Source organism: Vibrio sp. 1-2 (7-a), assembly GCF_013048515.1.
Taxonomy (GTDB): domain Bacteria; phylum Pseudomonadota; class Gammaproteobacteria; order Enterobacterales; family Vibrionaceae; genus Vibrio; species Vibrio diabolicus.
Map to the genome: position 1 here is coordinate 1,659,715 of NZ_VHSQ01000001.1, position 24,006 is coordinate 1,683,720.

Below are 24,006 nucleotides of genomic sequence, written 5' to 3' on the forward strand. Positions count from 1 at the left end.
AGTAACATGGATTGGTTTAACTTGGGCTCGCTGGTTGTCATACTTTGGATAGTGCTCGCCTACTGTCTACCAGATTGGAAAAAAGTAGTTTGGCCCAAGCTTGAAAAGGAAAAAGCATTTCAGCACCTCGTTTTTGCAACACTCTTTTTTTTCAGTATCTTATGGGCAACTCAAGCTGGCGTAAAAGAAGGACTACAGATTCATTTTCTCGCGCTAACAACGCTGACGATGATGTATGGTTGGCGTATGGCCTTTCTAATCAGTATCCCTGCAATGCTGGTCAACCACCTGCTACATGATGTGTCGTTGTTGCAGTTACCCACGTCTTTAGTATTGTCTGCCCTGCTTCCTATCTTCATTAGTTACCTCGTCTTTCTTTTGAGTTATCACTACTTGCCAAGAAACATTTTTGTATTCATCTTCGTTGCAGGTTTTTTCAACGGCGCGATAACAGGAAGCCTGCATCTGCTGATTAACTCCTTTTACCATTTATCGGTTGGTCATTACGATTGGGAAACCATTCAACATAACTACTTTATTTTTGTACCGTTGCTTGCCTTCCCTGAGGGTCTATTAAATGGTATGTCACTGGCGGTTTTAACCGTATTCAAGCCAGAGTGGCTAAGAGTATTTTCAGACCGAGACTACATATACAATCATTACCATAAATAAGTGTTTTTAAACTGGTCAAAAGTGACAGTTCTTGACATTTTTTAGTATTAAATATGTGTTGAGATCATGTTTCACTCATGTCTTAAGCGTTAACCTAAGCACATTAAAAATGTATTAGATATCTAGTGAGGTCATCATGGAAATGTCAAACGCTCAACGTTTGATTCTATCAAACCAATACAACCTTATGTCTCAACTTGATCCAAGTAATGCGGCCAAATACAAACGCTTACAAACGATCGTTGAACGTGGCTATGAGCTACAAATGCGTGAGTTGAATAAAGATTTCGGCTGTCTGTCAGAAGCGGAGTGTCGTGAGATCATCGACGTTATGGAGATGTATCACGCGATGCAAGAATCTTACAACATGCTCGATACCGAAGATCGTAACAAAGTGGATCAGCGCCGCTTGCAGTTCCTTGGGTTTGATATTGCTTCAGAGGCCCAACAAGTCCATTACGTACGCTTCCTTATTGATTCTGAAGGTCTGTACCCTCAGTTTGATAAAGCAGACCATCATTTTAACAGCCAAATGCCAATGCTGGATAAATACCGTCGTATGCTACAAACTTGGCGCAACTGCCCTCGTCAGTACCACTTATGCGAAAACGAGCTTGTACAAATCTTCAGCGCATAAAATATTCGTCTACGAAAAGGAAAGCACTCGCTTTCCTTTTTTATTTGCCCTATCACAACCTTACCGCTGCTTTTTCACCTTCTTACGCTTCCCTTGTGCGATGTAGAGCAATGAATCACTGAAACTCTTCTGTCTTTACCAAATATTTGATTTCTATTGCACCTATTCACGAGATAAATTCATCTTCAGTGAAAGAGTGATTCAAATGTCACTTTTGCAATAAATTCATAATTGTTAAGCAAAATTGCAAATCCCCGACTAGGCTTAAGTAGAGAAAGGCTGTGATTGAAAGATTCATACCCACCGCTCACCGTTGTAATGAAAAAACTGTCCATAAAGCAAAGTCTTTGGTGTCGCCAATCTTACATTCTGTACGAACCAAATGTGATAACAGGACGTATATTCAAACAACAAGGAGCATAACAATAGGTGGGAAAGCCTGAATCAACGTTCGTCGGTAGACTGACTATTAAAGGGGAAAGCGACATGAGTATTTTCGACCACTATCAATCAAGATATGAAGCTGCAAAAGATGAAGAGATGTCGTTACAGGAGTTTCTAGCCCTGTGTAAGGATGACAAAAGCGCTTATGCTAATGCAGCAGAACGCCTACTGATGGCGATCGGTGAACCAGAGATAATCGATACGGCAAAAGACCCGAGATTGAGCCGCATCTTCTCGAATCGTGTTATCTCTCGTTATGAAACCTTTAAAGATTTTTATGGTATGGAAGATGCCATAGAGCAAATTGTGTCTTACCTAAAACACGCGGCGCAAGGTTTAGAGGAACGTAAGCAGATCCTTTATCTACTCGGTCCTGTCGGCGGTGGTAAGTCCTCACTTGCTGAAAAACTTAAGGCTCTGATGGAACAGATGCCTATCTATGTTCTTACTGCTAATGGCGAACGTAGCCCAGTGAATGACCATCCATTCTGTCTATTCAAAGCCACGGAAGACGGCGATATCTTGAAAAAAGAATATGGCATCGATCAACGTTATCTTCGCTCAATTATGTCGCCATGGGCCGCTAAACGCCTTCATGAATTTGGCGGTGATATCACTAAGTTTAAAGTAGTGAAAGTTCGCCCTTCGATTCTCGATCAGATCGGTATTGCTAAAACAGAACCTGGGGATGAAAACAACCAAGATATTTCATCACTGGTTGGTAAAGTCGATATCCGCAAACTCGAACATTATTCGCAAGACGACCCAGATGCCTACAGCTACTCCGGTGCGCTGTGTAAAGCAAACCAAGGTTTAATGGAATTCGTTGAGATGTTCAAAGCGCCGATCAAAGTACTTCACCCACTATTGACGGCAACGCAAGAAGGTAACTTCAACGGTACTGAAGGTCTATCTGCGATTCCATTCGACGGTATGATTCTGGCTCACTCGAACGAATCTGAGTGGCAGACTTTCCGTAACAACAAAAATAACGAAGCCTTCCTCGACCGTGTGTACATTGTAAAAGTACCTTACTGTCTCCGCGTATCCGAAGAAGTGAAAATCTACCAAAAACTGCTTGAAAACAGTGAGCTGTCTCAGGCCCCTTGCTCTCCAAGCACGCTCGAAACTCTAGCGCAATTCAGTATTCTTTCACGCCTGAAAGAACCTGAAAACTCATCCATTTTCTCAAAAATGCGCGTCTACGATGGTGAAACGCTAAAAGACACCGATCCGAAAGCGAAAAGCTATCAAGAGTATCGTGATTATGCGGGTGTCGATGAAGGCATGAATGGTCTCTCTACACGTTTCGCCTTTAAGATTTTGTCGCGCGTATTTAACTTCGACCAAACCGAGGTGGCAGCCAACCCTGTACACCTGTTCTATGTGATTGAACAACAGGTTGAACGTGAACAGTTCCCTGCTGAAACGGCAGAGAAATATCTCGAGTTCTTGAAAGGCTACCTAGTGCCTCGCTACGTTGAATTTATTGGTAAAGAGATTCAGACCGCTTATCTCGAGTCTTACTCTGAATACGGTCAGAATATCTTCGACCGCTATGTCACCTACGCAGACTTCTGGATTCAAGACCAAGAGTACCGAGATCCAGAAACTGGTCAGCTATTTGATCGCTCTTCACTGAATGCTGAACTAGAGAAGATCGAAAAAACAGCTGGCATTTCTAACCCGAAAGATTTCCGAAACGAAATCGTTAACTTTGTGCTTCGTGCGAAAGCGAATAACAATGGTCAAAACCCGGTTTGGACCAGCTACGAAAAACTGCGCACAGTAATCGAGAAGAAAATGTTCTCCAATACCGAAGAGCTACTTCCGGTTATCTCATTTAATGCGAAAACCTCTTCTGAAGATCAGAAGAAGCATGACGACTTTGTCGCTCGCATGATGGAAAAAGGCTATACCGAGAAACAGGTTCGCCTACTTTCTGAGTGGTACCTACGAGTACGTAAGTCATCCTAACCCAGTATTGAGTTAGGTCGCTTGTGAAACATGAAGAGGGCTATTTCATGGCGCAATTTATAGACCGAAGGCTCAATGGCAAGAACAAGAGCGCTGTTAATCGACAGCGCTTCTTGAAGCGCCACAAAGAGCAAATAAAAGAGTCGGTAGCAGACGCAGTGAATCGACGCTCGATTACGAATACGGAAACGGGCGAAGACGTCTCTATCCCTCACAAAGACATCAATGAGCCGATCTTTCATCAAGGCAAAGGTGGTGTTCGCGAACGAGTTCATCCCGGCAATGACCAGTTCATTACTGGTGATAAAATTGAGCGTCCTAAAGGTGGCGGTCAAGGTAGTGGCTCGGGAGAAGGCAATGCCAGTCCAGATGGAGAAGGCCAAGACGAATTTGTATTCCAAATATCAAAAGATGAGTACCTAGATATTTTGTTCGAAGATCTCGAGCTGCCTAATCTAGAAAAAAACCAAATTGCCAAAATTACTGAATGGAAAACGCACCGCGCAGGCTTTCAAACTGCTGGTATCCCTTCAAACATTGCGGTAGTACGTTCGCTACAACAATCTCTTGCACGACGTACGGCAATGACCGCAGGTAAGAAACGTCTTCTCAAAGAGCTAGAAGATGAACTTGCTCGTATCAAAAACATTGAACCCGCTCAGCAGTTTGAAGAGAACCGCTTGAAGGCTGAAATTGAAGAGCTGCGTAAGAAAATTGAGGGGGTTCCATTTATTGACACCTTCGACTTACGCTTTAAAAACTATGAAAAACGCCCTGTACCATCTAGTCAAGCTGTGATGTTTTGTTTGATGGACGTATCGGGCTCGATGGATCAAGCAACGAAAGACATCGCAAAACGTTTTTACGTTCTGTTATACCTGTTTTTAACTCGTACTTACGAGAATGTAGACGTCGTCTTTATTCGCCACCACACCCAAGCGAAAGAAGTGGACGAACACGAGTTCTTCTACTCGCAAGAGACCGGGGGCACTATTGTATCCAGCGCATTGAAACTGATGGATGAAATCGTAAAAGAGCGCTATCCAATTGGACAATGGAACATTTATGCTGCGCAAGCATCTGATGGCGATAACTGGGCAGATGACTCGCCAAGATGCCGCGATCTATTAGTGAACAAACTACTGCCAAACTGTCAGTACTACTCCTACATAGAAATTACGCGACGCTCGCACCAAACTCTATGGCATGAGTACGAAAAACTCACCGATGAATTTCCGAACTTCGCAATGAAAAACATTCGCTCTGTGGAGGATATTTTCCCAGTCTTCCGTGAACTATTCCAAAAAGAAACGGCGTAAGGAGGCTAGCGATGAGTACCGCAACGAAAAACCTCTCAGGAGAGGCGCCTAAGAAGCGTAATAGTAAAATGCTGCCAGATGGACCGGATTGGACATTTGAGCTGTTGGAACGCTACCACAAAGAGATTAAGCGTGTCGCACAACACTATCGCCTAGACACTTACCCTAACCAGATAGAAGTGATTACTTCCGAACAAATGATGGATGCCTACTCAAGTATTGGTATGCCCATCAATTACAACCACTGGTCGTTTGGTAAAAAGTTCATCCAAACGGAACAGAACTATAAGCATGGTCAAATGGGGTTAGCCTACGAGATTGTCATTAACTCCAATCCGTGTATCGCCTATTTGATGGAAGAAAACACCGTGACAATGCAAGCGCTAGTGATTGCTCACGCTTGTTACGGGCACAACTCTTTCTTCAAAGGTAATTATCTGTTCCAAACCTGGACGGACGCTAGCTCCATCATCGATTATTTGCTGTTTGCCAAAAAGTATTTGGCTGAATGTGAGGAGCGATATGGAGTACAGGAAGTGGAAAAACTGCTCGACTCCTGCCACGCCTTAATGAACTTTGGTGTGGATCGTTACAAGCGACCAGAAAAAATCTCCATTACCGAAGAGAAAGCGCGACAAGAAGAACGCGAGGCATACTTACAGTCTCAAGTGAATGAATTGTGGCGCACAGTACCAAGAGCCAAAACCAAAGAGGAAGATCTTAAAGAGCGGTTCCCAAGCGAGCCTCAGGAAAACTTGCTCTACTTTTTCGAAAAGCATGCCCCGCTACTAGAGCCGTGGCAACGTGAAGTCGTGCGGATTGTACGCAAAATCAGTCAGTATTTTTATCCGCAAAAACAAACGCAGGTAATGAACGAAGGCTGGGCAACATTCTGGCATTACACCATTCTCAACCATCTTTACGATGAGGGTTTGGTATCCGAAAAGTTTATACTAGAGTTCTTACATAGCCATACCAGTGTGGTAGCTCAACCGCCTTATAATAGCCCTTACTTTAATGGTATTAATCCATACGCCTTGGGCTTTGCAATGTTCCGAGATATTAAACGTATCTGTGAAGAACCAACTGATGAGGACAAGGAGTGGTTTCCGGATTTGGCAGGAACCGATTGGTTAGATGCGGTACATTTCGCGATGCATAATTTCAAAGATGAAAGCTTCATTAGCCAATACCTTTCTCCGAAATTAATGCGTGATTTCAAGCTGTTTGCGATCAACGATGATGACCACAAAAACTTTATTGAAGTCGCCGCGATACACGATGAGATGGGTTATAAACGCATTAGAGAAACCTTAGCCGCTCAGTACAACTTATCTAACCTTGAGCCAAACATTCAGGTATTTAATGTCGATGTTCGTGGGGACCGCTCACTCACGTTGCAATACGTACCTCATAACCGAATCCCGCTTGATGACAGTTACGAAGAAGTTCTGAAACACGTATACCGATTGTGGGGATTTGATGTCATTCTGCAAGAAGTAAAAGACACAGGTCACCGAGAAGTCTTAGCGACCTGCCCTAAACGAAACCAATATGACACAAACATCTAACTAATACTTGGATATAAGCAACAAAAAGGCTCCTAATTCAGGAGCCTTTCTCGTTCTTAATTCAATGTGACCTTTAGTTATGCTTGCTTCGCCACAATAGCGCGCACCGCCTCTAGATCTTCTGCCGTATCAACGCCGGCTGCTGGCGCTTCTTTCGCTACCGCTACATGAATTTTTTCACCGTACCAAAGCACTCGTAGTTGCTCAAGGCACTCGATCTGCTCCAATGCGCTCGGAGCCCAATTTACATACGTATTAATGAAACCAGCTCGATAAGCATAAATACCAATATGACGCATTAATGGGTTGGCAATGATTTTGTCTTGTTTGGCAAAGTTATCGCGATCCCAAGGGATAGTTGCTCGGCTAAAGTACATCGCATAGCCTTGCTCATTAGCCACAACTTTAACTGCATTCGGATTGAACACTTCTTCTTCCGAGTCTATTTCTACGGCTAATGTCGCCATCGGAGCGTCACACCCCGATAAGTTATCAGCAACCTGACGAATGATAGACGGTGGAATCAAAGGCTCGTCCCCTTGCACATTAACAATAATGTGGTCTGCAGGAATAGCCATCTTTTCAACAACTTCAGCAAGGCGTTCAGTACCTGATTCGTGGTTAGGAGAGGTCATACAGACTTTACCACCAAACGACGAGACAGCATCAGCAACACGCTCGTCATCAGTTGCCACGATAACATCTTCCGCACCCGCTTGTAGCGCTTGCTCGTAAACCCACTGAACCATAGGCTTACCGCTAATATCCGCTAACGGTTTACCAGGCAAGCGGCTCGATGCGTAACGCGAAGGAATGACAACCGTAAAAGACATTAGCGTCCCTCATCCATACTCATAGTACGAGCCTCAGGCTCGAGCAGAACGGGAATACCCTCTTTGATTGGGTAAGCGAGGCGATCCAATTTGCAGATCAACTCTTGATTCTCTTTATCGTACGTCAGCTTACCTTTGCAAACAGGGCAAGCTACAATCTCAAGCAGACGGTGATCCATAAGCCGCTTTAACCTCTTTTATTCTCTTTAAAATTTGCTCTGCATCGTTTGGTTCAAACTGGGCAGATACAGGCAGATACCACCAATTATCTTGCGCATAATGGCTGCACTTGACGGCATCTTTCTCGGTCATAATCACATTGGCCCCTTGTTGAGCCAATGCTTCTAATTCTTGTTGGTCAAAGTCTTGATGGTCAGCAAAACCTTTTGTGACTTTAACATCTGCGTTCATCGAGTTTAGTGTATGAAAAAATCGTGGTGGATGCCCAATCCCTGCAAATGCCACTAGCTCTTTTAACTCAGAAACTTCCACAAGTTGCTTAGTCTTGAGGTTAATGGCTTTAGATGGCGCTAAAGTCATTGCGATTTCGCCCGTATGTGCTTGACCGCCATTGGTGATGATAAAGTCGACTTCAGCAAGACGCTCGACCCCTTCACGAAGTGGGCCAAGCGGAATGAGGCTTTCATTCCCAAATCGGCGATTCCCATCCACAATCACTAACTCAATATCACGGCCTAACGCATAATGTTGTAACCCATCGTCCGTAATAATGATATCCACACCTGACTCAAGCAGTGCTTTCACTGCATTTGAACGCACCGGGTCTACCGCAACAGGCGCTCCTGTGCGGCGATGAATCAACTTAGGCTCATCACCACAATGTTTCGCAGGCGTATCTTCTTTTAGCACTAACGGATAGGCAGGAGCTTTTGCTCCATAGCCACGAGAAACGACCCCTGGCTTAAGCCCAAGCTGTTGCAGTTGCTCAACAAGCCAAACCACAACTGGTGTTTTGCCATTACCACCAGCTGTGATATTGCCGACAACAATAACAGGGATAGGCGCGTTGTAGGCTTGCTTACGGCCTGTTTGATATTGCTTTCGCTTAGACTTACTTATTGCTCCAAATAATACACTCAGTGGCCACAAAAGCGGCCACAAGAGGTATTTTATTGGATGGTTTTCAAACCAGATTTTTTCAACCACCGCGTTTATTCACCAAACTGAATACGGTGCAATTGTGCATACGCACCATTTTTTGCAATAAGATCGGCATGGTTGCCACGCTCAATGATGGCGCCATCATCAACCACAAGAATCTCATCGGCTTTCTCGATAGTTGACAAGCGGTGCGCAATCACGAGTACCGTTTTGTCTTTCTGCAGCTCATCTAATGCAGCTTGGATAGCGCGTTCTGATTCCGTATCCAAAGCAGAGGTCGCCTCATCAAGAATCAATACCGGTGCATCACGCAATAGAGCACGTGCAATAGCGACACGTTGACGTTGACCGCCGGATAGACTCGCGCCATTTTCACCAATCATGGTATCAAGTCCATCATCCATTTTGCTGATGAATTCCATAGCATGCGCGAGTTTTGCCGCTTTCTCGATATCACTACGCTCGTATTTTCCATCCGTTGCGTAAGCAATATTGTTTGCAATCGTGTCATTAAATAAATGAACATTTTGTGATACTAGCGCAAACTGCTGACGCAAGTTCTTTAGCTCGTATTCACGAATATCATGTCCGTCTAATGTGATAGAGCCACTATCAACATCATAGAAACGATTGAACAAGTTCGCGATGGTACTTTTACCGGAACCGGAACGACCAACCAGCGCAACGGTCTTCCCTCTTGGAATATCGAAGCTGACATTTTCCAATGCTGGCTTTTCTGCGCCAGTATAAGTAAAGCTTACGTTTTTAACTGAAACATCGCCATTTGCGCGTTCAACTGTCAACTTACCTTCGTTTTTCTCAGGCTCAAGGTCAATCAACGCAAAGAGCGTTTGGCTCGCAGCCATACCACGTTGGAACTGAGAGGTAACGTTAGTAAGCGCTTTAAGCGGACGCATCAAACCAAACATCGCAGAGAAGACAACGGTAAATGTACCTGGAGTCAGTTGCTCTTTAATCGAGTCAATACTTGCTAAGTAAAGAACGGCAACAATAGCAAGTGACGCAATCATTTGGATGATAGGGTTAGCCGCCGCTTGAGCCGTCACCAACTTCATGCTTTGTTGACGCATTTGGTTGCTGACCTTCTCAAATCGTTTACGTTCGATATCCTGGCCGCCGTAGCTCAACACGACTTTATGGCCTTTCAGCATCTGCTCTGCTGACGCAGTCACGTTGCCCATCATTGTCTGCATATTTTTGGATATTTTTCTAAAACGTTTAGAAACGACACCAATACCCCAAGCGACAACGGGAGCAACAGCAAACAGCACTAACGACAACTGCCAGCTGTTGTAAAACATCAGGACTAACAGGCCAATGATACTTGCACCTTCGCGAACGATGCTCACTAACGCTTGGCTAGTTGCCGCAGATACTTGCTCTGAATCGTAGGTAATGCGTGACAATAAATTGCCCGTCTTTTCCTTATCGAAGTAAGACACAGGCATATGCATAAAGTGATTGAATACCATACGGCGGACTTGCATAACCACATTGCCGGATACCCAGCTCAAACAGTATGTGGAGACAAATCCACTTATGCCACGGATAAACATCATGGCAAAAATAATCAATGGAAGCGTGCGTAGAAAATCAGATTCAGCGTTCCCAAAACCTTCATCTAGTAATGGTTTTAATAGGGAAATCATATAGGTATCTGATATAGCATTAATAACTAATGCAATGACTGCAACGACAAGACCTGACTTGTAAAGGCGAATAAATTGCCATAGACGCTTAAACGTCTGCCAAGTCGTTTCATCAGTATTTATCGACATAGAAGTGCTTTATTTTCTTACATTAAGACTCTCATTCTACTCCCTTACGCAGCATCTGCCTATACCAAGGCTCAAATGTATCGCTACGTTTGGTTTCTGAGCGCCAATTATCACGGTGAATAGAGAAGCTTACCTGACCATATTCCCCAGTATCAAGCCAAGTAATGTCAAGCTTGCGATATGCTGCAACAACATGTTCTGCCGGCATTCCCCATTGATTATTTTTTGCCAAAGAAGCAACGGCCACACTCGGGTTTACCGCCTCAATAAAGCGAGGATTCGACGAACTTTTACTACCATGATGAGGGACCAACATCACATCACTTTTTAACTTTTCAGGCTCCCTGAGCAAGATCCACTCGCTAATGGTCTCAATATCACCAGTAAAAAGCATACTGAACATAGAAATAGGGTCGGTAAGACGTAGTACACAGGAGTGCGGATTATATGCACGTTGAACAAGAGCAGGAGGCCAAAGTACTTCTATATTTAACCCTTGCCATTTCCAATGATCGCCGCGAGTACAAGACTCATATCCGATAAAGTTTTGGCTACTGAGTTTGCGCTGTGGCGAAAAGGCATCTTCAATGAACAAGCGCCCTCCTGCATGGTCATTGTCGGAATGGCTGAGGATCATCGTATCGATGCTTTCATAACCTCGTTGATGCAAGACCGGAGTGACGACCTGCTCCGCAATACTGCCATTTTGCCATGCTTTACCTGTGTCATAGAGCAACACTTTATCGTCTTTTTCTACAATCACCGCAAGGCCATGGCCCACATCTAGTACATCAATGCGCCAATGTTGATGCTCATATTCCGATATGAGCTTAACACTAATAACAATGCCAAGTAACAAACACCACGCGTACTGAAACATGAATCGTTGAAACACCAAGCAAGCAATTACCGCCAGAATCAACCCAGTAAATTCTATACTAATGGGTTGCCAGGAGCCTATCGCGTACTGTATTGACGTGCTCAATGGCTGCAATGACCAGTCCACCAACTGCCACAGAGGCTTTGCTATCATTTCAAGAAATAAAGATGAGAACAGGGCCAGAAACATCAAAGGCACAACGATAAATCCGAACCAAGGAATAAACGCCAAGTTGTATGCAATTGATGACAAACTGAAACCAGAAAAGTAATAGCCACTAATAGGCACGATTAACACACTCAACATCAATTGAGTAAGCAGTAGCACTTTTAACTTCGCCTTCCAGCCCCCGTTTTGATGCCGAATCAAATTGATTGCGAACAACACTGCGCAAACTGACAAATACGATAACCAAAAACTCATGCTATACGATGCAAAAGGTTGAACAAGCAGTTGTAGCGCTACCGCGAGCAAAAGTACCCGCCAGGAAGCCCAGTGCACTAAGGTATATTTGAGAACGACGTAAATAATACATACCGACACCGCGCGGGTAGTAGGTAATGAGAAGTCAGCTAACCATGCATAGGCAACGGCAAACATCAGCCCACATAAGCTAGGCAATAGCTGGTATTTAGGTAACGCATAACGAATGGCACCGCCCACCACTAGCCCAAAAGTGAACGCCATACCAATATGTAAGCCCGAAATCGAGACCAAGTGCAGTAAACCACTGTCTCTGAGTGCTTGCCAATCCTCCTTAGATAACCAAGAGCGATCGGCAAAAACTAACGCATTTATTAACGAGAAATGATGAAGGGAGGACACATCCTCCGAAACATCAGCGATAATGGCTTGGCGCAAAGATGTAGTAGAGCGAATAATCCAGGTAACATCCTTGTTAACAACACCGCGTGCGATAATGCTTTTACCCATTGCGTGCTTTTCGGCATCAAAACCAGCTTCGTTGCGTAGGCCTGTAATCGGCTTTAACGAGACGGATGTCGTAAACTCACTGTTAACATCGAGTGGAAAAGGCGTAATAAGACGGATTTTAGGTTTAAGAAAAGGTAACAGAGTTTGAGAATTTACCTTTTTTAGAGCCACAATGCCTTCATATCCGTGACTTATTTGCGTAAAAGGGCTGTCAACTTTACCAATTATGGTAATATTCTCCCCTGCTTGAAAAAGGGCTTGTCTCTGAGACTCCAATACATTGCCGTGGACGATGACAACCATAAAGCCCGCAATTGCGCCTATGCTAATTAAGCCACGACGTAATTTGATTATTGAGCCAGTGGTTATTATTCCCAGCAGCAGCCAACGCCAATCTGGTATTGTCGGCCACCAAGCTGACGAAATTACGCTCGCTACAAATAACGCCAAGGTCCAACTTTTTTCTGAGAGAGTCATGCTGTCCTATGCCTAGAAAGCTGATAAAACGCTTCATGCCAGATCATGAATTGATCAAACGCCAAAAAGCATTGAAGGTCTTCGGCAATGTGTTGTACAACCCGAACTTGTGGTGTTTAAATCGTCGCTCTGCGTCCGGGGCTTTTGCTGTTGGGTTATTTATGGCATTTGTTCCGCTACCAAGCCAAATGATCATGGCTGCAGGTTTGGCAATCATGCTTGGCGTCAATTTACCTCTCTCCGTCGCTTTGGTATGGATAAGCAACCCTATCACCATGCCTGTGTTATTTTATTTTGCGTATAAGCTTGGCGCTTTAGTGATGCATGTTCCTCCGCAACCTTTCCACTTTGAACTTTCGTGGGAATTCATCATGCAACAGATGAGCACTATTGGCCCTCCATTCTTATTAGGCTGTGCTATCTGTGGTGTCGTATCCGCGATTATTGGCTACTTCGGCATTAGAGGACTTTGGCGCTACTCAGTGGTTCGGAGCTGGCAAAAACGCAAAATAAGATAAGACGTTACTGCATAAAAATCAGCATTTGCGCTATCAGTTGAGGGGCACCTAACAGTTAGAATGAAACACGATGTCGCTCAAGTTGGATAAATACAAAAAAGGACCGAATTCGGTCCTTTTTGCTTTTCTCGTATTGTAAAACGGTTGGTTATTTAGAACTCAGCACCGCTGCCGGATTTAACTTCGCGGCGCGAGAAGCGGGATACCACGTTGCAAGCAAACTCAAAACGATCGCCGTCACCGACACCAATGCTACGTCTGGCCAGTGTAACTGTGATGGTAAGAAGTCGACGAAGTAAATATCACCCGATAAAAACTGATGACCGATTAAGCTCTCTAACCCTTTAATTAACGGAGTCAGGTTTAACGCCACTAAGACACCAATAACACTGCCGACGAGACTGCCAAATACACCAGAGAACACGCCTTGCCAAACAAAGATACGTTTGATTAGGCTATCTTTTGCTCCCATTGTTCGCAAAATTGCAATTTCTGCGGCTCGATCTTTCACTGCCATCATCAGCGTAGACACAATGTTAAAACATGCCACACCAATCACGAGTACCATCACCAAGTACATAATGGTGCGTACGAGCTGAATATCGCGATACAAAAAACCAAACTTTTGCTGCCAGCTTTTCAAATACACGTAAACATCCACCATGCTACCTACCTCACGAACAATAGAAGGCGCATTGAGAACATCATCCGTTTTTAGTGAAATGCCAGTGACCCCTTCCCCTAACCTCGCGTATTGCTGAGCATCCGCTAATGGCACTAACGCTAAAGAATGGTCTATTTGGCCATTCAACGTTAAGAACCCAGACACCTTCACGCGCACACGCTTGGGAGCCTGCACTTTGTTTGCGCCGCCTGTTTGCGGAATCATCAACGTAATGTAATCCCCCACTGCGACATTTAGCTCGTTTGCAACACCTCGGCCTAAGATCACTTGCTGCTGACCGGCATAAAAGTTTTGCCAAGCTTCTTGGTCAATAAAATTCGATAAGCTCGACACCGCTTGCTCGAAAGTAGGCTCTACGCCACGAACTTCTATCGCTTTTAGCTTACTGCCTTTTTCTGCTAACCCCGTAAAACGAACGTACGGCGCTGCCGCAACAACATCTTCATGGTTTAGAGCTTGATTCATCGTTTTGGTGTAGTTATGAAGCGGTCCATTAACACCTTCCAACTCGCCGTGTGGAATAACTGACAACACACGCGATTGCAGCTCGCGCTCAAAGCCATTCATTGCAGAAAGACCGATAATGATCACGGCTACACCAACCGCAATGCCAATCGTTGAAGAAAGCGAAATGAAAGACACCATCTTGTTGCGCTTTTTCGCTCGACTGAAGCGACCACCAATCATCAATGCTAAAGATGAAAACAAAATTAGCCCTCCGCAGATGCTGTATCAGTCACAAAACGATCCACGAGCAAACCATCTTGCATGTGCATTTGACGATCCATTTTCGCCGCCAGCTCTTTATCATGCGTGACAACCAAAAATGCAATGTTTGACTCTTTATTGAGCTCGCGCATCAAATCATAGATAGACAGTGCCGTATTGTGATCTAAGTTCCCCGTAGGTTCATCGGCCAAGACCAGATCAGGTTTATTCACCAATGCACGCGCAATCGCAACACGCTGACGCTCACCGCCCGATAACTCGGAGGGTCTATGTTGCATCCGATGACTCAAACCAACTTTATCTAACAGCGCTTTAGCCGCCTGTTTTGCATCCGCTACTTTAGCACCGCCAATCATCAGTGGCATCGCCACGTTTTCAAGCGCAGTAAAATCAGCTAACAAGTGATGAAACTGGTATACAAAACCAAGGTGCTTGTTGCGTAAAGCCGCCTGTTTATTCGAACTTAAAGCCGATAGGTTTTGCCCTAGAAAATCAACTTCACCATGAGTTGCGTCATCTAACGCCCCTAAAATATGCAATAAGGTACTTTTTCCAGAACCAGAAGAGCCAACAATAGAAACCAGCTCCCCTTTATCGATATCGAAACTTACGCCTTTCAACACTTCCGTATCTAACGAACCCTCTCGGTAGACTTTACGAATATCACGACATTCTAATAGCTTATTCATAGCGAAGTGCCTCAGCAGGTTTAACAGAAGATGCTCGATAAGAAGGATAAAGCGTAGCAGCAAGGCTAAGAGCAATCGCCAACACCACCACTAAAAGAATTTGCAGTGAATCAATCAAAATAGGTAGATGACCACCGAAACTGAATAGCGCCACACCGGCAGATTCAAGAATCGCATTCAGGTTAAGTGACAAGATCACGCCCGCAGCACCACCGACAATCGCGCCAATTACACCGCTGCTTGCCCCTTGTACCATGAAAATGGTCATCACTTGAGATTGAGTCATGCCTTGAGTTTTCAGTATTGCGACTTCTGATTGTTTCTCCATTACCACCATGATTAAAGCGGAGATAATATTGAATGCAGCGACACCCACAATTAGACCTAGCATAAGTCCCATCATGTTCTTTTCCATTTTCACCGCTTGGAAAAGCTCACCACGTTGTTCGCGCCAATCACTCCATTGCCACCCGTCAGGCATGGGTTGATCAGCAAAATCCGTCACCATAAATGGATCAGAGAAAAAGACACGCCAACCAGAAACCGTGTCTTTCGGAAAACGCATCAGCTTAGATGCGTCCGTCATGTTAACAATCATTAATTGACCATCAACGTCCGATCCCGTATTGAAAATACCAGCGACAGTAAAATTGCGCTGGCTAGGAATACGGCCAAGTGGGGTAAACTGCGTCGCGTTGGTCACCATCAAGCGCACTTTATCCCCGATTGAGACCTTTAGTGAACGCGCCAAACTGTGACCCAAAAATACATTGTAGTCACCTGCTTGAAGTGACGATAATCGTCCGGCAATCAAATGGTTGCTAATCGGATCGCCTTTCTTAGGTTCAATACCGATAAGGTAACCAGCCGTCAGCTGTGCAGAACTCTGAATAACAGCCTCTCCTCTAACGATAGGCTCCGGCTGAGATTCACTCGACATGGCTTGAACAAATGAAGGGGCAGACTCGGTCAACGGCGTTTTTCCATCGTGTTGTGAAACAACAGCGTGAGGCAGCACACCTAAAATGCGCTCTTTTAACTGCGATTCGAACCCATTCATCACAGAAAGAACCGTCACCAACGCCATTACACCGATCGTAATACCCGCCGTCGACATATAAGAAACAAATCGGCTGAACCTATCTCCAGAGCGTCCCCGAAGATATCTCAAACCAATAAATAATGAGATAGGATGATACATATAAGACAAACCAACTGGTTGTTTTGATATAAAGCTTTAGCAGATTATCTTACCTTACTCTTCTCATTAAGAAGACAAGAGAATCGCTAAATTTGTCAACGACATGCAATAAGTCTGTATTTAGGGCAAAAAGTTCAAGGACAAATCAGGTAAACTTGATAACTTCATTCAGTTAGCGATAATCAGTGCCCTACTTCTCTTTGTTTGTTGAGTGAACAGGGAGCGCTCGCTGGCAAAAGGACCGACTATATGACAGAGCAAGAATACTTTACCGTCCATCATAATCTCACTATCAACGTCGAAACGTTGAGTGCGGATTTTGCTTTGCCAGATGAAGAAACCTTTGTCTCCGAAATTCCAGCACCGTTTATTGTTGCCAGCGAATTTAGCCATCTAGATATGTTGGCAGACAATGCACGTCTAGAGCTAAAAAACAAAGATTTAAAGCATGTGATTAACTTGCTTGATACGCAAAACGCGAAACTTAACCTCTTGTTGAGCTTTATGCTTTCACAACAAGATGACACCTCCATTCGATACCAAACCACGAAGTTTGGCGCCAGCCAACTCAGTTACCGTTCAGATACAGCGCTATCTGCCCAACAACTCGTTCGTGTTAAACTGTTTCTCGATCATCCTGCTGCAGCGATTTACGGTTACGCTCAAGTAGAAGAATGTGATGCTTCAGAGCAAGATTTCATTATCACTCTTAGATATAAGATGCTACGTGAATCTGACCAAGATTTGCTGATAAAGGCGGCACTATATCAACAACAAAAACTTTTACGTCAGCGCTCGATGGAGCGAGATAAAAAATAACTCCTATGACAAAAGCAACGATTCTTTCCGTCACCAATCCTTCTGAGCGTGGCGACAAAAAACAGCTAGGTAATTTACCGGGCGCGGCTCTACCTCTAGCTATTGCTGAGCTAGCCAAGCAGCATTCGAGTCACTCGCTACTCGTCGTGCCTGACCCGCAAATCGCGTTAAAGCTTCAGGCAGAGATTGAGCAATTCACCGAACAAACAGTAAGCCTGTTCCCTGATTGGGAAACGCTGCCTTACGATAACTTTTCTCCGCATCAAGAAATTATCTCTGAACGTATCGCGCGCCTATACCAACTGCCAAGCCAACGTAATGGCATTACCATCGTGCCAGTCAGTACGGTGCTGCAGCGACAGTCGCCACGTGATTTTCTATTGCAACATACCTTAATGGTGAAAACCGGCGATCAACTCTCGCTTGAGAAACTACGTGTACAACTTGAAAATTCGGGCTACCGCCACGTAGACCAAGTATTTGGGCCAGGTGAATACGCGAGCCGTGGGTCTATTCTGGATCTCTTTCCTATGGGCAGCGATGACCCGTATCGCATCGACTTCTTTGATGATGAGATAGATACCATTCGCACGTTTGATCCAGAGAACCAACGCTCTATCGACGATATTCAGCAAATCCAATTGCTGCCTGCGCATGAGTTCCCAACCACTAAAGAAGCGATTGAGGATTTTCGTACACGTTGGCGCACCCAATTTGAAGCACGCCGAGAGCCAGAGTCGATCTACATGCAAGTGACCAAAGGCACTTGGCCCCCGGGTATTGAGTATTGGCAACCGCTGTTTTTTGACCATACCGAGACTTTATTTGAATATTTGCCAGAAGACTCTCAAGTCATCACATATGGTGATATTGAATCTGCGGTCGATACTTTCTTAACCGATGTCGAATATCGGTACGACCAGAAAAAAATCGATCCGCTACGTCCTCTTTTGACTCCTGAACAACTTTGGCTGAAAAAAGACGAACTCTTCAGCCAACTAAAACAGCTCCCTATGGCTCAATTGAGCCTAGAGAAAGTGGTTAAGCGTGCTGGTCGTCAAAACCTACCAGTACAATCGTTAGCCGAGCTTGGCGTTCAGCAACAAAATAAAGAACCGCTTTCGCGTCTTCGTCAATTCAGTGAGCAATTCAGCGGCAAAATTGTTTTCTCGGTAGAGTCAGAAGGTCGTCGTGAAGCACTAACGGAACTGTTGCAAGGCATCAAAGTTCGCCCAGTCGTACATGGCTCACTGTACCAAGCTCTAGATTCGGGTGATCGCTTCAGTTTGATCTTAGGCGCTGCAGAGCATGGTTTCATTCACGAAGAGCTGAACTTCGCTCTGATCTGTGAAAGTGATCTACTTGGTGACCGCGTTATCCAGCGACGCCGCAAAGATAAAAAAGCAGTCAACAGTGACACCGTTATTCGCCACCTTGCGGAATTGAAACCCGGTCAACCCGTGGTTCATATTGATCACGGTATTGGCCGCTACATCGGTTTACAAACACTTGAAGCCGGTGGCATGAAAACGGAATACGTCACCCTTGAGTATCAAAACGATGCCAAGCTCTATGTACCAGTTTCATCACTAAACCTTATTAGCCGTTATTCAGGCGGTGCTGAAGAAAGTGCACCACTGCATAAATTGGGTGGCGAGGCTTGGGCAAAAGCACGTCGTAAAGCGGCAGAAAAAGTGCGTGATGTCGCGGCTGAGTTGCTGGATGTTTACGCTAAACGAGAATTAAAACCGGGCTTTAAATTTGAGCTAGATCGTGGGCAATACGCAACGTTTAAAGCAACGTTCCCGTTTGAAGAAACAGATGACCAAGCGATGGCCATCAATGCCGTCTTGTCTGACATGTGCCAAGCAAAAGCGATGGATCGTCTAGTGTGTGGTGACGTGGGCTTTGGTAAAACGGAAGTCGCTATGCGCGCAGCATTTGTCGCAACGGATAACAGTAAACAGGTCGCCGTACTCGTACCAACAACCTTACTTGCTCAGCAGCATTTCGAAAACTTCCGTGACCGTTTTGCCAACTTACCAATCCGAGTTGAAGTACTGTCTCGCTTTAAGTCTGCCAAAGAACAAAAAGTCATTTTGCAAGACGTTGCAGATGGTAAAGTCGATATTGTCGTCGGTACGCATAAGCTGCTTTCAAGCGACATTAAATTCAAAGATTTAGGTTTGTTGATCGTTGACGAGGAACACCGCTTCGGGGTTCGTCAAAAAGAAAAAGTCAAAGCAATGCGTGCGGATGTGGATATTCTTACCCTCACCGCAACACCAATTCCACGCACCCTGAATATGGCCATGAGTGGCATGCGCGATCTGTCGATCATCGCGACACCTCCAGCGCGTCGTTTAGCGATCAAAACCTTTGTTCGTCAAAGAGAAGAATCTGTGGTCCGTGAGGCGGTACTGCGTGAAATCATGCGTGGTGGTCAGGTTTACTTCCTGCACAATCAGGTAGAGACTATCGAGAAAACCGCGGAAGACTTGCAAAAGCTTATTCCTGAAGCACGAATTACCGTGGCACATGGTCAAATGCGTGAGCGCGAACTAGAGCGCATCATGAATGATTTCTACCACCAGCGCTTTAATGTGTTGGTGTGTACAACTATTATCGAGACCGGTATCGACGTACCAACGGCGAATACCATTATTATGGATCGTGCAGACAACCTTGGTTTAGCGCAACTGCACCAATTGCGTGGCCGTGTTGGACGCTCTCATCATCAAGCCTATGCTTACTTATTAACGCCACATCCAAAAGCCATGACCAAAGATGCTATCAAGCGTCTTGATGCGATTGCTTCACTGGAAGACTTAGGCGCAGGCTTTACTCTAGCAACTCACGACTTGGAAATCCGTGGGGCTGGTGAGCTGCTTGGTGACGAGCAAAGTGGGCAAATTCAATCGGTTGGTTTTACACTGTACATGGAAATGCTGGAACAAGCAGTCCAAGCATTGAAAGAAGGTAAAGAACCTTCTTTGGACGAGCTGCTTCGAGAACAAACTGAAGTTGAAATGCGAATCCCAGCGCTCTTGCCAGACGATTACATCCCGGATGTGAATACACGACTGTCGATGTACAAACGTATTGCGAGCGTTACGAGTGGTGAAGAACTCTCAGAGCTCAAAGTGGAACTTATCGATCGATTTGGACTGCTTCCAGACGCGACGAAGAACTTACTTGCTGTCTCAGAATTGAAAATTTCGGCTGGTAGCCTAAAAGCGAAAAAGATAGAAGCCCATGATAAGGGTGGATTTATCGAGTTTTACCCTGATGCTGACATAAATCCAGCGTATTTGGTTAAACTGCTGCAATCACAGCCGCAAAAATTTGCAATGGAAGGTCCAACTAAGTTCAAGTTTAGCGTACCATTGGCGGACCGACGTAAACGCATTCAGTTTGTTCAAGACTTACTGAATGATTTTAAACAGAATTTATTACCAACGAGCTAATAGTCGAATGAGAATACTGATCCCGTTATTGCTTCTATGTGTCTCAATGCCTTCTTGGGCACAGCGTCAATTTGATATTGAAGTGATCATTTTCAAGCGAGCAGTCGACGCTGAAAGCACCACTGAATCTTGGCCGAATCAACTGCCAAAAATCGATATGGAAAATGTCGGCAGCTTAGAGAGTGAATCATACCGTCGCTCTAAAGGCGTAACACTACTGCCACGCTCATCTTTCCGCCTGAATGCGCAAGAAGCGGCATTAAACAACCATGCTGGGTTTAAAGTGCTTAAACACGTAGCATGGCGTCAAGGTGACCGAGGCAAATCTAGCGCCCCAATTTTCCGTATTGTTGGTGGACGAGATTTTTCTGATTCTTATCACGCAGATGGTAGTCCAATCAATGGCAGTACTCAGACATTTTCCACTGACGGTTACAGTGAAGAGACAGTCAACGGTCCTTTGTATGAACTAGACGGTCGATTCCAAATTTACGTGCAGCATTATCTATTCGCTGAAACGACACTAGACCTGCGCGAGCCAAGTGTTAGAGAAGTGCGTTTTGAACCAACTTCAACCGAGCAATTGGCGGATGATTTAGGTGAGGTCGATGGCAATGTTCAAGTGGGTAACTTGGCGGAAATCTCTCCTACAATAACAGAAGAAAAGTTCCTCAAGAGCTATCGAATGGATCAAAAACGCCGTATGCGTAGTAGTGAGACTCATTACCTAGACAACCCATTGATGGGCATGATCATTCAAGTTCGTCGCGTTCGATAAGCACGAGTGATTCAACAAAGCGCAGCATTTGCTGCGCTTTGTTTTTATCTGTTATGTCCTCAGTTATTCCTAACCAACGCAGAGCAAGGAAAATAACTGCGTTACAGTATGAAATAGACAGTTTTCAAATTACTTAAACTCAACATGGAAGTCGTATCAGTTCATGAGTCCAGATTTTGAAATCATTGCGCCCCGCTTAGCGCTCAAGCTCATCCCTTCTGAAGAAGCTCACTTACTACAACGTTTGCTTGCAGAATCCCCTTCCCTACACCAGTGGCTAGATTGGTGTAATCAAAACGTTACGTTGAAAGATGCACAGGACTTCCTGTTGGCAACCCGACTTAACTGGGTAAAAACAGAAGCTTTCGGTTTCGGTATCTATGAGCGACAAAGTAACACTCTAGTAGGAATGGCCGCCGTAAACGAGTTATATCACACGTTTAATATGGCAAGTATTGGCTACTGGGTTGCTGACCACTATCAACGACAGGGCTATGCTCAAGAAGCCGTTAGAGCCTTGGCTGAATTCTGCTTTGCAAAGCTGAGTTTAACTCGACTGGAAATTGTCTGTGACCCCGACAACGAAGCAAGCCAAACCTTAATTGAGTCAGTCGGTGCACAAAAAGAAACCATCGCCAGAAACCGGTTTATTTTTCATGGTAAGCCTAAGGATGGCGTTGTGTACTCACTTTTACCGGCAGATCTAACATAAATAAAAAGCCACCGACTTGCGGTGGCTTTTTATATTTCGAAGCTACAGCATCCGCGCAATCCGCGTAGATGTGAATTTGGCGTCTTAGTGAAGCTTAAGGTTTGGACGCAGTACTCGGTTGATACGGCCCACGAGCATCATCAGTCCGGTTTTAAATACACCGTGCAACGCCATCAGGTGCATTCGATACAACGAGATATAAACGACACGTGCAATACGGCCTTCTACCATCATCGACCCTTTGGTTAGGTTGCCCATCAAGCTACCAACGGTAGAGAAACGGCTTAGAGACACCAATGAGCCGTGATCTTTATACACATAATCTTTCAGCTCGCGTCCGTTGATCTTCGCAACGATGTTGCTGAATGCTTGGCTTGCCATTTGGTGCGCAGCTTGCGCACGTGGTGGAACAAACGAACCATCAGCCTGAGTACATTGTGCTAAGTCACCAATAACGAAAATGTCATCATCACGCGTCGTTTGTAGTGTATTTTTCACTACCAGCTGGTTGATACGGTTCGTTTCTAAACCAGCGATATCTTTAATAAAATCTGGTGCTTTAATACCCGCAGCCCAAACCATGATTTGTGCCGGAATCTTCTCACCATCTTTCGTGGTGAGGCCATCTTTTTCCGCTTTAGTCACCATGGTTGCAGTGCGTACGTTTACGCCCAATTTCACCAACTCTTGATGAGCAGCAGAAGAAATACGTGGAGGTAACGCTGGTAAAATACGCTCACCTGCTTCAATCAGGTTGACGTTCAGCTTGCTAGAGTCAAGATCGCCAAAGCCGTAAGTACGCAGCTCTTTAACGGCATTGTGTAGTTCTGCAGATAGCTCAACGCCAGTTGCACCAGCACCAACAATCGCGATATCCACCGTACCGTTACCGTTTTTCGCGTGCAGTTTTAGGAACTCATTGTTCATTTCTGTGCGGAAACGGTGCGCTTGTTCTGGACTGTCTAGGAAAATACAGTTCTCACGAACGCCAGGAGTGTTGAAGTCGTTTGATGTTGAACCAATCGCCATGACCAGAATGTCGTACTCTAGCTCGCGGCTTGGCATCAGAAGCTCACCATGCTCATCTTTAAGCTCACTTAAGATGATCACTTTACGTTCGCGGTCGATGTCTTGAAGGCTACCCATTTGGAAGTCGAAGCTGTGGTTTTTTGCATGAGCTCGATAACTCAGAGCATCCACCCCTTCGTCCAAAGAGCCAGTTGCAACTTCATGCAATAATGGCTTCCACAAGTGGCTCGCTTTACGATCTACTAGCGTAATTTGCGCACGGTTCTTGCGACCTAGAGTTCGGCCAAGCTTAGTTGCCAACTCAAGACCACCAGCACCGCCGCCTACAACGATAATGCGTGTCACAATGATTTTCCTCTACAAAAATGAATATATGGGGTTCAGCTCGACATATGGCTCACAGGCATGCTGTGCCATACATCCAACCGATGAATTCTTGGTTCTTAGAGGTGTCTCAATTTATTTGGATTAAAAACTGCTGCCTAATTTTATTCTTTATCTATCAATAACTTGTTAGGAATCAGCATATTTGTCTGGTACGCATACGACGCCAGAGATTTTTGGGCAAGTTTATTACTCGCTCTCAATTTTTTTTGATATTTATCAAATTATTTTAGTCTGGTTCATTATATAGAGACGTACTTTGAAGGCAACCAAAATCCGTGTGACGAGTACGGATTGACTACTTTTCGACTACTCTACAACAAGGTATTCG

Annotated in this window: 19 protein-coding genes; 10 read left to right on the forward strand and 9 right to left on the reverse strand. The window is 44.9% G+C overall.

The features are described 5' to 3' along the window. Positions 1-6 precede the first annotated feature (6 nt). The 5 genes from FKN08_RS07480 (at position 7) to FKN08_RS07500 (ending at position 6,620) form a co-directional block, all read left to right on the forward strand. Positions 7-672 (forward strand): energy-coupling factor ABC transporter permease, encoded by a 666-nt coding sequence (locus FKN08_RS07480; RefSeq protein ID WP_006742143.1) that lies wholly within the window; start codon positions 7-9, stop codon positions 670-672. A 136-nt stretch (positions 673-808) separates the two neighbouring features. After that, positions 809-1,309 carry a YfbU family protein gene (locus FKN08_RS07485; protein ID WP_053807154.1) on the forward strand — a complete coding sequence of 167 codons (501 nt, stop codon included), beginning with the start codon at positions 809-811 and terminating at the stop codon, positions 1,307-1,309. A 486-nt stretch (positions 1,310-1,795) separates the two neighbouring features. Next, positions 1,796-3,730, forward strand: coding sequence for a PrkA family serine protein kinase (locus tag FKN08_RS07490; RefSeq protein ID WP_053807500.1), 1,935 nt, complete (start codon positions 1,796-1,798; stop codon positions 3,728-3,730). A gap of 47 nt (positions 3,731-3,777) precedes the next feature. Beyond that, entirely contained in the window at positions 3,778-5,049 is a 1,272-nt protein-coding gene (locus FKN08_RS07495) for a YeaH/YhbH family protein (protein WP_005390656.1), read from the forward strand. Positions 5,050-5,060: 11 nt separating this feature from the next. Beyond that, on the forward strand, positions 5,061-6,620 hold the full coding sequence (locus FKN08_RS07500; protein ID WP_006742146.1) for a SpoVR family protein: 1,560 nt from the start codon (positions 5,061-5,063) through the stop codon (positions 6,618-6,620). 77 nt (positions 6,621-6,697) lie between these two features. Here the strand turns inward: FKN08_RS07500 and kdsB are convergent, their stop codons facing one another. Genes kdsB through FKN08_RS07525 form a run of 5 tightly spaced genes read right to left on the reverse strand, consistent with a single transcriptional unit; the run spans position 6,698 to position 12,664 of the window. Further along, complete coding sequence (gene kdsB, locus FKN08_RS07505) at positions 6,698-7,453, reverse strand: 3-deoxy-manno-octulosonate cytidylyltransferase (protein WP_170891664.1); 756 nt, start codon at positions 7,451-7,453, stop codon at positions 6,698-6,700. Continuing rightward, complete coding sequence (locus FKN08_RS07510) at positions 7,453-7,632, reverse strand: Trm112 family protein (protein WP_005390649.1); 180 nt, start codon at positions 7,630-7,632, stop codon at positions 7,453-7,455. Before FKN08_RS07510 ends, kdsB begins: the two co-directional genes overlap by 1 nt. Then, positions 7,613-8,620 carry a tetraacyldisaccharide 4'-kinase gene (lpxK, locus tag FKN08_RS07515; RefSeq protein ID WP_065645404.1) on the reverse strand — a complete coding sequence of 336 codons (1,008 nt, stop codon included), beginning with the start codon at positions 8,618-8,620 and terminating at the stop codon, positions 7,613-7,615. The genes FKN08_RS07510 and lpxK overlap by 20 nt, the downstream gene beginning before the upstream one ends. 5 nt (positions 8,621-8,625) lie before the next feature. After that, entirely contained in the window at positions 8,626-10,374 is a 1,749-nt protein-coding gene (gene msbA, locus FKN08_RS07520; RefSeq protein ID WP_139059761.1) for a lipid A ABC transporter ATP-binding protein/permease MsbA, read from the reverse strand. A 31-nt stretch (positions 10,375-10,405) separates the two neighbouring features. Beyond that, positions 10,406-12,664: a DNA internalization-related competence protein ComEC/Rec2 gene (locus FKN08_RS07525; RefSeq protein ID WP_170891665.1), complete on the reverse strand. Its 2,259-nt coding sequence runs from the start codon at positions 12,662-12,664 to the stop codon at positions 10,406-10,408. Positions 12,665-12,672: 8 nt separating this feature from the next. On the opposite strand from FKN08_RS07525, the gene FKN08_RS07530 reads away from it, so the two are divergent. Beyond that, positions 12,673-13,182, forward strand: a complete 510-nt coding sequence (locus tag FKN08_RS07530; protein WP_005390643.1) for a DUF2062 domain-containing protein — start codon at positions 12,673-12,675, stop codon at positions 13,180-13,182. A gap of 148 nt (positions 13,183-13,330) precedes the next feature. Here the strand turns inward: FKN08_RS07530 and lolE are convergent, their stop codons facing one another. From lolE to lolC, 3 genes are read right to left on the reverse strand one after another with little or no spacing between them, the layout of a single operon-like run. Beyond that, positions 13,331-14,575: a lipoprotein-releasing ABC transporter permease subunit LolE gene (gene lolE, locus FKN08_RS07535; RefSeq protein ID WP_109168568.1), complete on the reverse strand. Its 1,245-nt coding sequence runs from the start codon at positions 14,573-14,575 to the stop codon at positions 13,331-13,333. 2 nt (positions 14,576-14,577) lie between these two features. Beyond that, the gene (gene lolD, locus FKN08_RS07540) at positions 14,578-15,285 is read right to left on the reverse strand and encodes a lipoprotein-releasing ABC transporter ATP-binding protein LolD (protein WP_005378457.1); all 708 of its coding nucleotides are present in this window, start codon (positions 15,283-15,285) and stop codon (positions 14,578-14,580) included. After that, entirely contained in the window at positions 15,278-16,486 is a 1,209-nt protein-coding gene (gene lolC / locus FKN08_RS07545; protein WP_170891666.1) for a lipoprotein-releasing ABC transporter permease subunit LolC, read from the reverse strand. The genes lolD and lolC overlap by 8 nt, the downstream gene beginning before the upstream one ends. A 249-nt stretch (positions 16,487-16,735) precedes the next feature. Between lolC and FKN08_RS07550 the strand changes: the two genes are divergently transcribed. From FKN08_RS07550 to FKN08_RS07565, 4 genes are all read left to right on the forward strand, one after another. Continuing rightward, complete coding sequence (locus FKN08_RS07550) at positions 16,736-17,305, forward strand: hypothetical protein (RefSeq protein WP_065645407.1); 570 nt, start codon at positions 16,736-16,738, stop codon at positions 17,303-17,305. A gap of 5 nt (positions 17,306-17,310) precedes the next feature. Beyond that, entirely contained in the window at positions 17,311-20,772 is a 3,462-nt protein-coding gene (gene mfd / locus FKN08_RS07555) for a transcription-repair coupling factor (protein ID WP_170891667.1), read from the forward strand. Positions 20,773-20,779: 7 nt separating this feature from the next. Continuing rightward, complete coding sequence (locus tag FKN08_RS07560) at positions 20,780-21,550, forward strand: peptidoglycan binding protein CsiV (protein WP_074191059.1); 771 nt, start codon at positions 20,780-20,782, stop codon at positions 21,548-21,550. Between the two features lie 163 nt (positions 21,551-21,713). Further along, entirely contained in the window at positions 21,714-22,262 is a 549-nt protein-coding gene (locus FKN08_RS07565; RefSeq protein ID WP_170891668.1) for a GNAT family protein, read from the forward strand. Between the two features lie 84 nt (positions 22,263-22,346). On the opposite strand, the gene FKN08_RS07570 is transcribed toward FKN08_RS07565, so the two are convergent. After that, positions 22,347-23,636: an NAD(P)/FAD-dependent oxidoreductase gene (locus tag FKN08_RS07570; RefSeq protein WP_005390626.1), complete on the reverse strand. Its 1,290-nt coding sequence runs from the start codon at positions 23,634-23,636 to the stop codon at positions 22,347-22,349. Between the last annotated feature and the right edge of the window lie 370 nt (positions 23,637-24,006).

What these genes read in the sequence shown, in the direction of transcription:
- FKN08_RS07480 (WP_006742143.1), top strand. Translation starts at nt 7, where the DNA reads ATGGATTGGTTTAACTTGGGCTCGCTGGTTGTCATACTTTGGATAGTG.
- FKN08_RS07485 (WP_053807154.1), top strand. Translation starts at nt 809, where the DNA reads ATGGAAATGTCAAACGCTCAACGTTTGATTCTATCAAACCAATACAAC.
- FKN08_RS07490 (WP_053807500.1), top strand. Translation starts at nt 1,796, where the DNA reads ATGAGTATTTTCGACCACTATCAATCAAGATATGAAGCTGCAAAAGAT.
- FKN08_RS07495 (WP_005390656.1), top strand. Translation starts at nt 3,778, where the DNA reads ATGGCGCAATTTATAGACCGAAGGCTCAATGGCAAGAACAAGAGCGCT.
- FKN08_RS07500 (WP_006742146.1), top strand. Translation starts at nt 5,061, where the DNA reads ATGAGTACCGCAACGAAAAACCTCTCAGGAGAGGCGCCTAAGAAGCGT.
- kdsB (WP_170891664.1), bottom strand. Translation starts at nt 7,453, where the DNA reads ATGTCTTTTACGGTTGTCATTCCTTCGCGTTACGCATCGAGCCGCTTG.
- FKN08_RS07510 (WP_005390649.1), bottom strand. Translation starts at nt 7,632, where the DNA reads ATGGATCACCGTCTGCTTGAGATTGTAGCTTGCCCTGTTTGCAAAGGT.
- msbA (WP_139059761.1), bottom strand. Translation starts at nt 10,374, where the DNA reads ATGTCGATAAATACTGATGAAACGACTTGGCAGACGTTTAAGCGTCTA.
- FKN08_RS07525 (WP_170891665.1), bottom strand. Translation starts at nt 12,664, where the DNA reads ATGACTCTCTCAGAAAAAAGTTGGACCTTGGCGTTATTTGTAGCGAGC.
- FKN08_RS07530 (WP_005390643.1), top strand. Translation starts at nt 12,673, where the DNA reads ATGCCTAGAAAGCTGATAAAACGCTTCATGCCAGATCATGAATTGATC.
- lolD (WP_005378457.1), bottom strand. Translation starts at nt 15,285, where the DNA reads ATGAATAAGCTATTAGAATGTCGTGATATTCGTAAAGTCTACCGAGAG.
- lolC (WP_170891666.1), bottom strand. Translation starts at nt 16,486, where the DNA reads ATGTATCATCCTATCTCATTATTTATTGGTTTGAGATATCTTCGGGGA.
- FKN08_RS07550 (WP_065645407.1), top strand. Translation starts at nt 16,736, where the DNA reads ATGACAGAGCAAGAATACTTTACCGTCCATCATAATCTCACTATCAAC.
- mfd (WP_170891667.1), top strand. Translation starts at nt 17,311, where the DNA reads ATGACAAAAGCAACGATTCTTTCCGTCACCAATCCTTCTGAGCGTGGC.
- FKN08_RS07560 (WP_074191059.1), top strand. Translation starts at nt 20,780, where the DNA reads ATGAGAATACTGATCCCGTTATTGCTTCTATGTGTCTCAATGCCTTCT.
- FKN08_RS07565 (WP_170891668.1), top strand. Translation starts at nt 21,714, where the DNA reads ATGAGTCCAGATTTTGAAATCATTGCGCCCCGCTTAGCGCTCAAGCTC.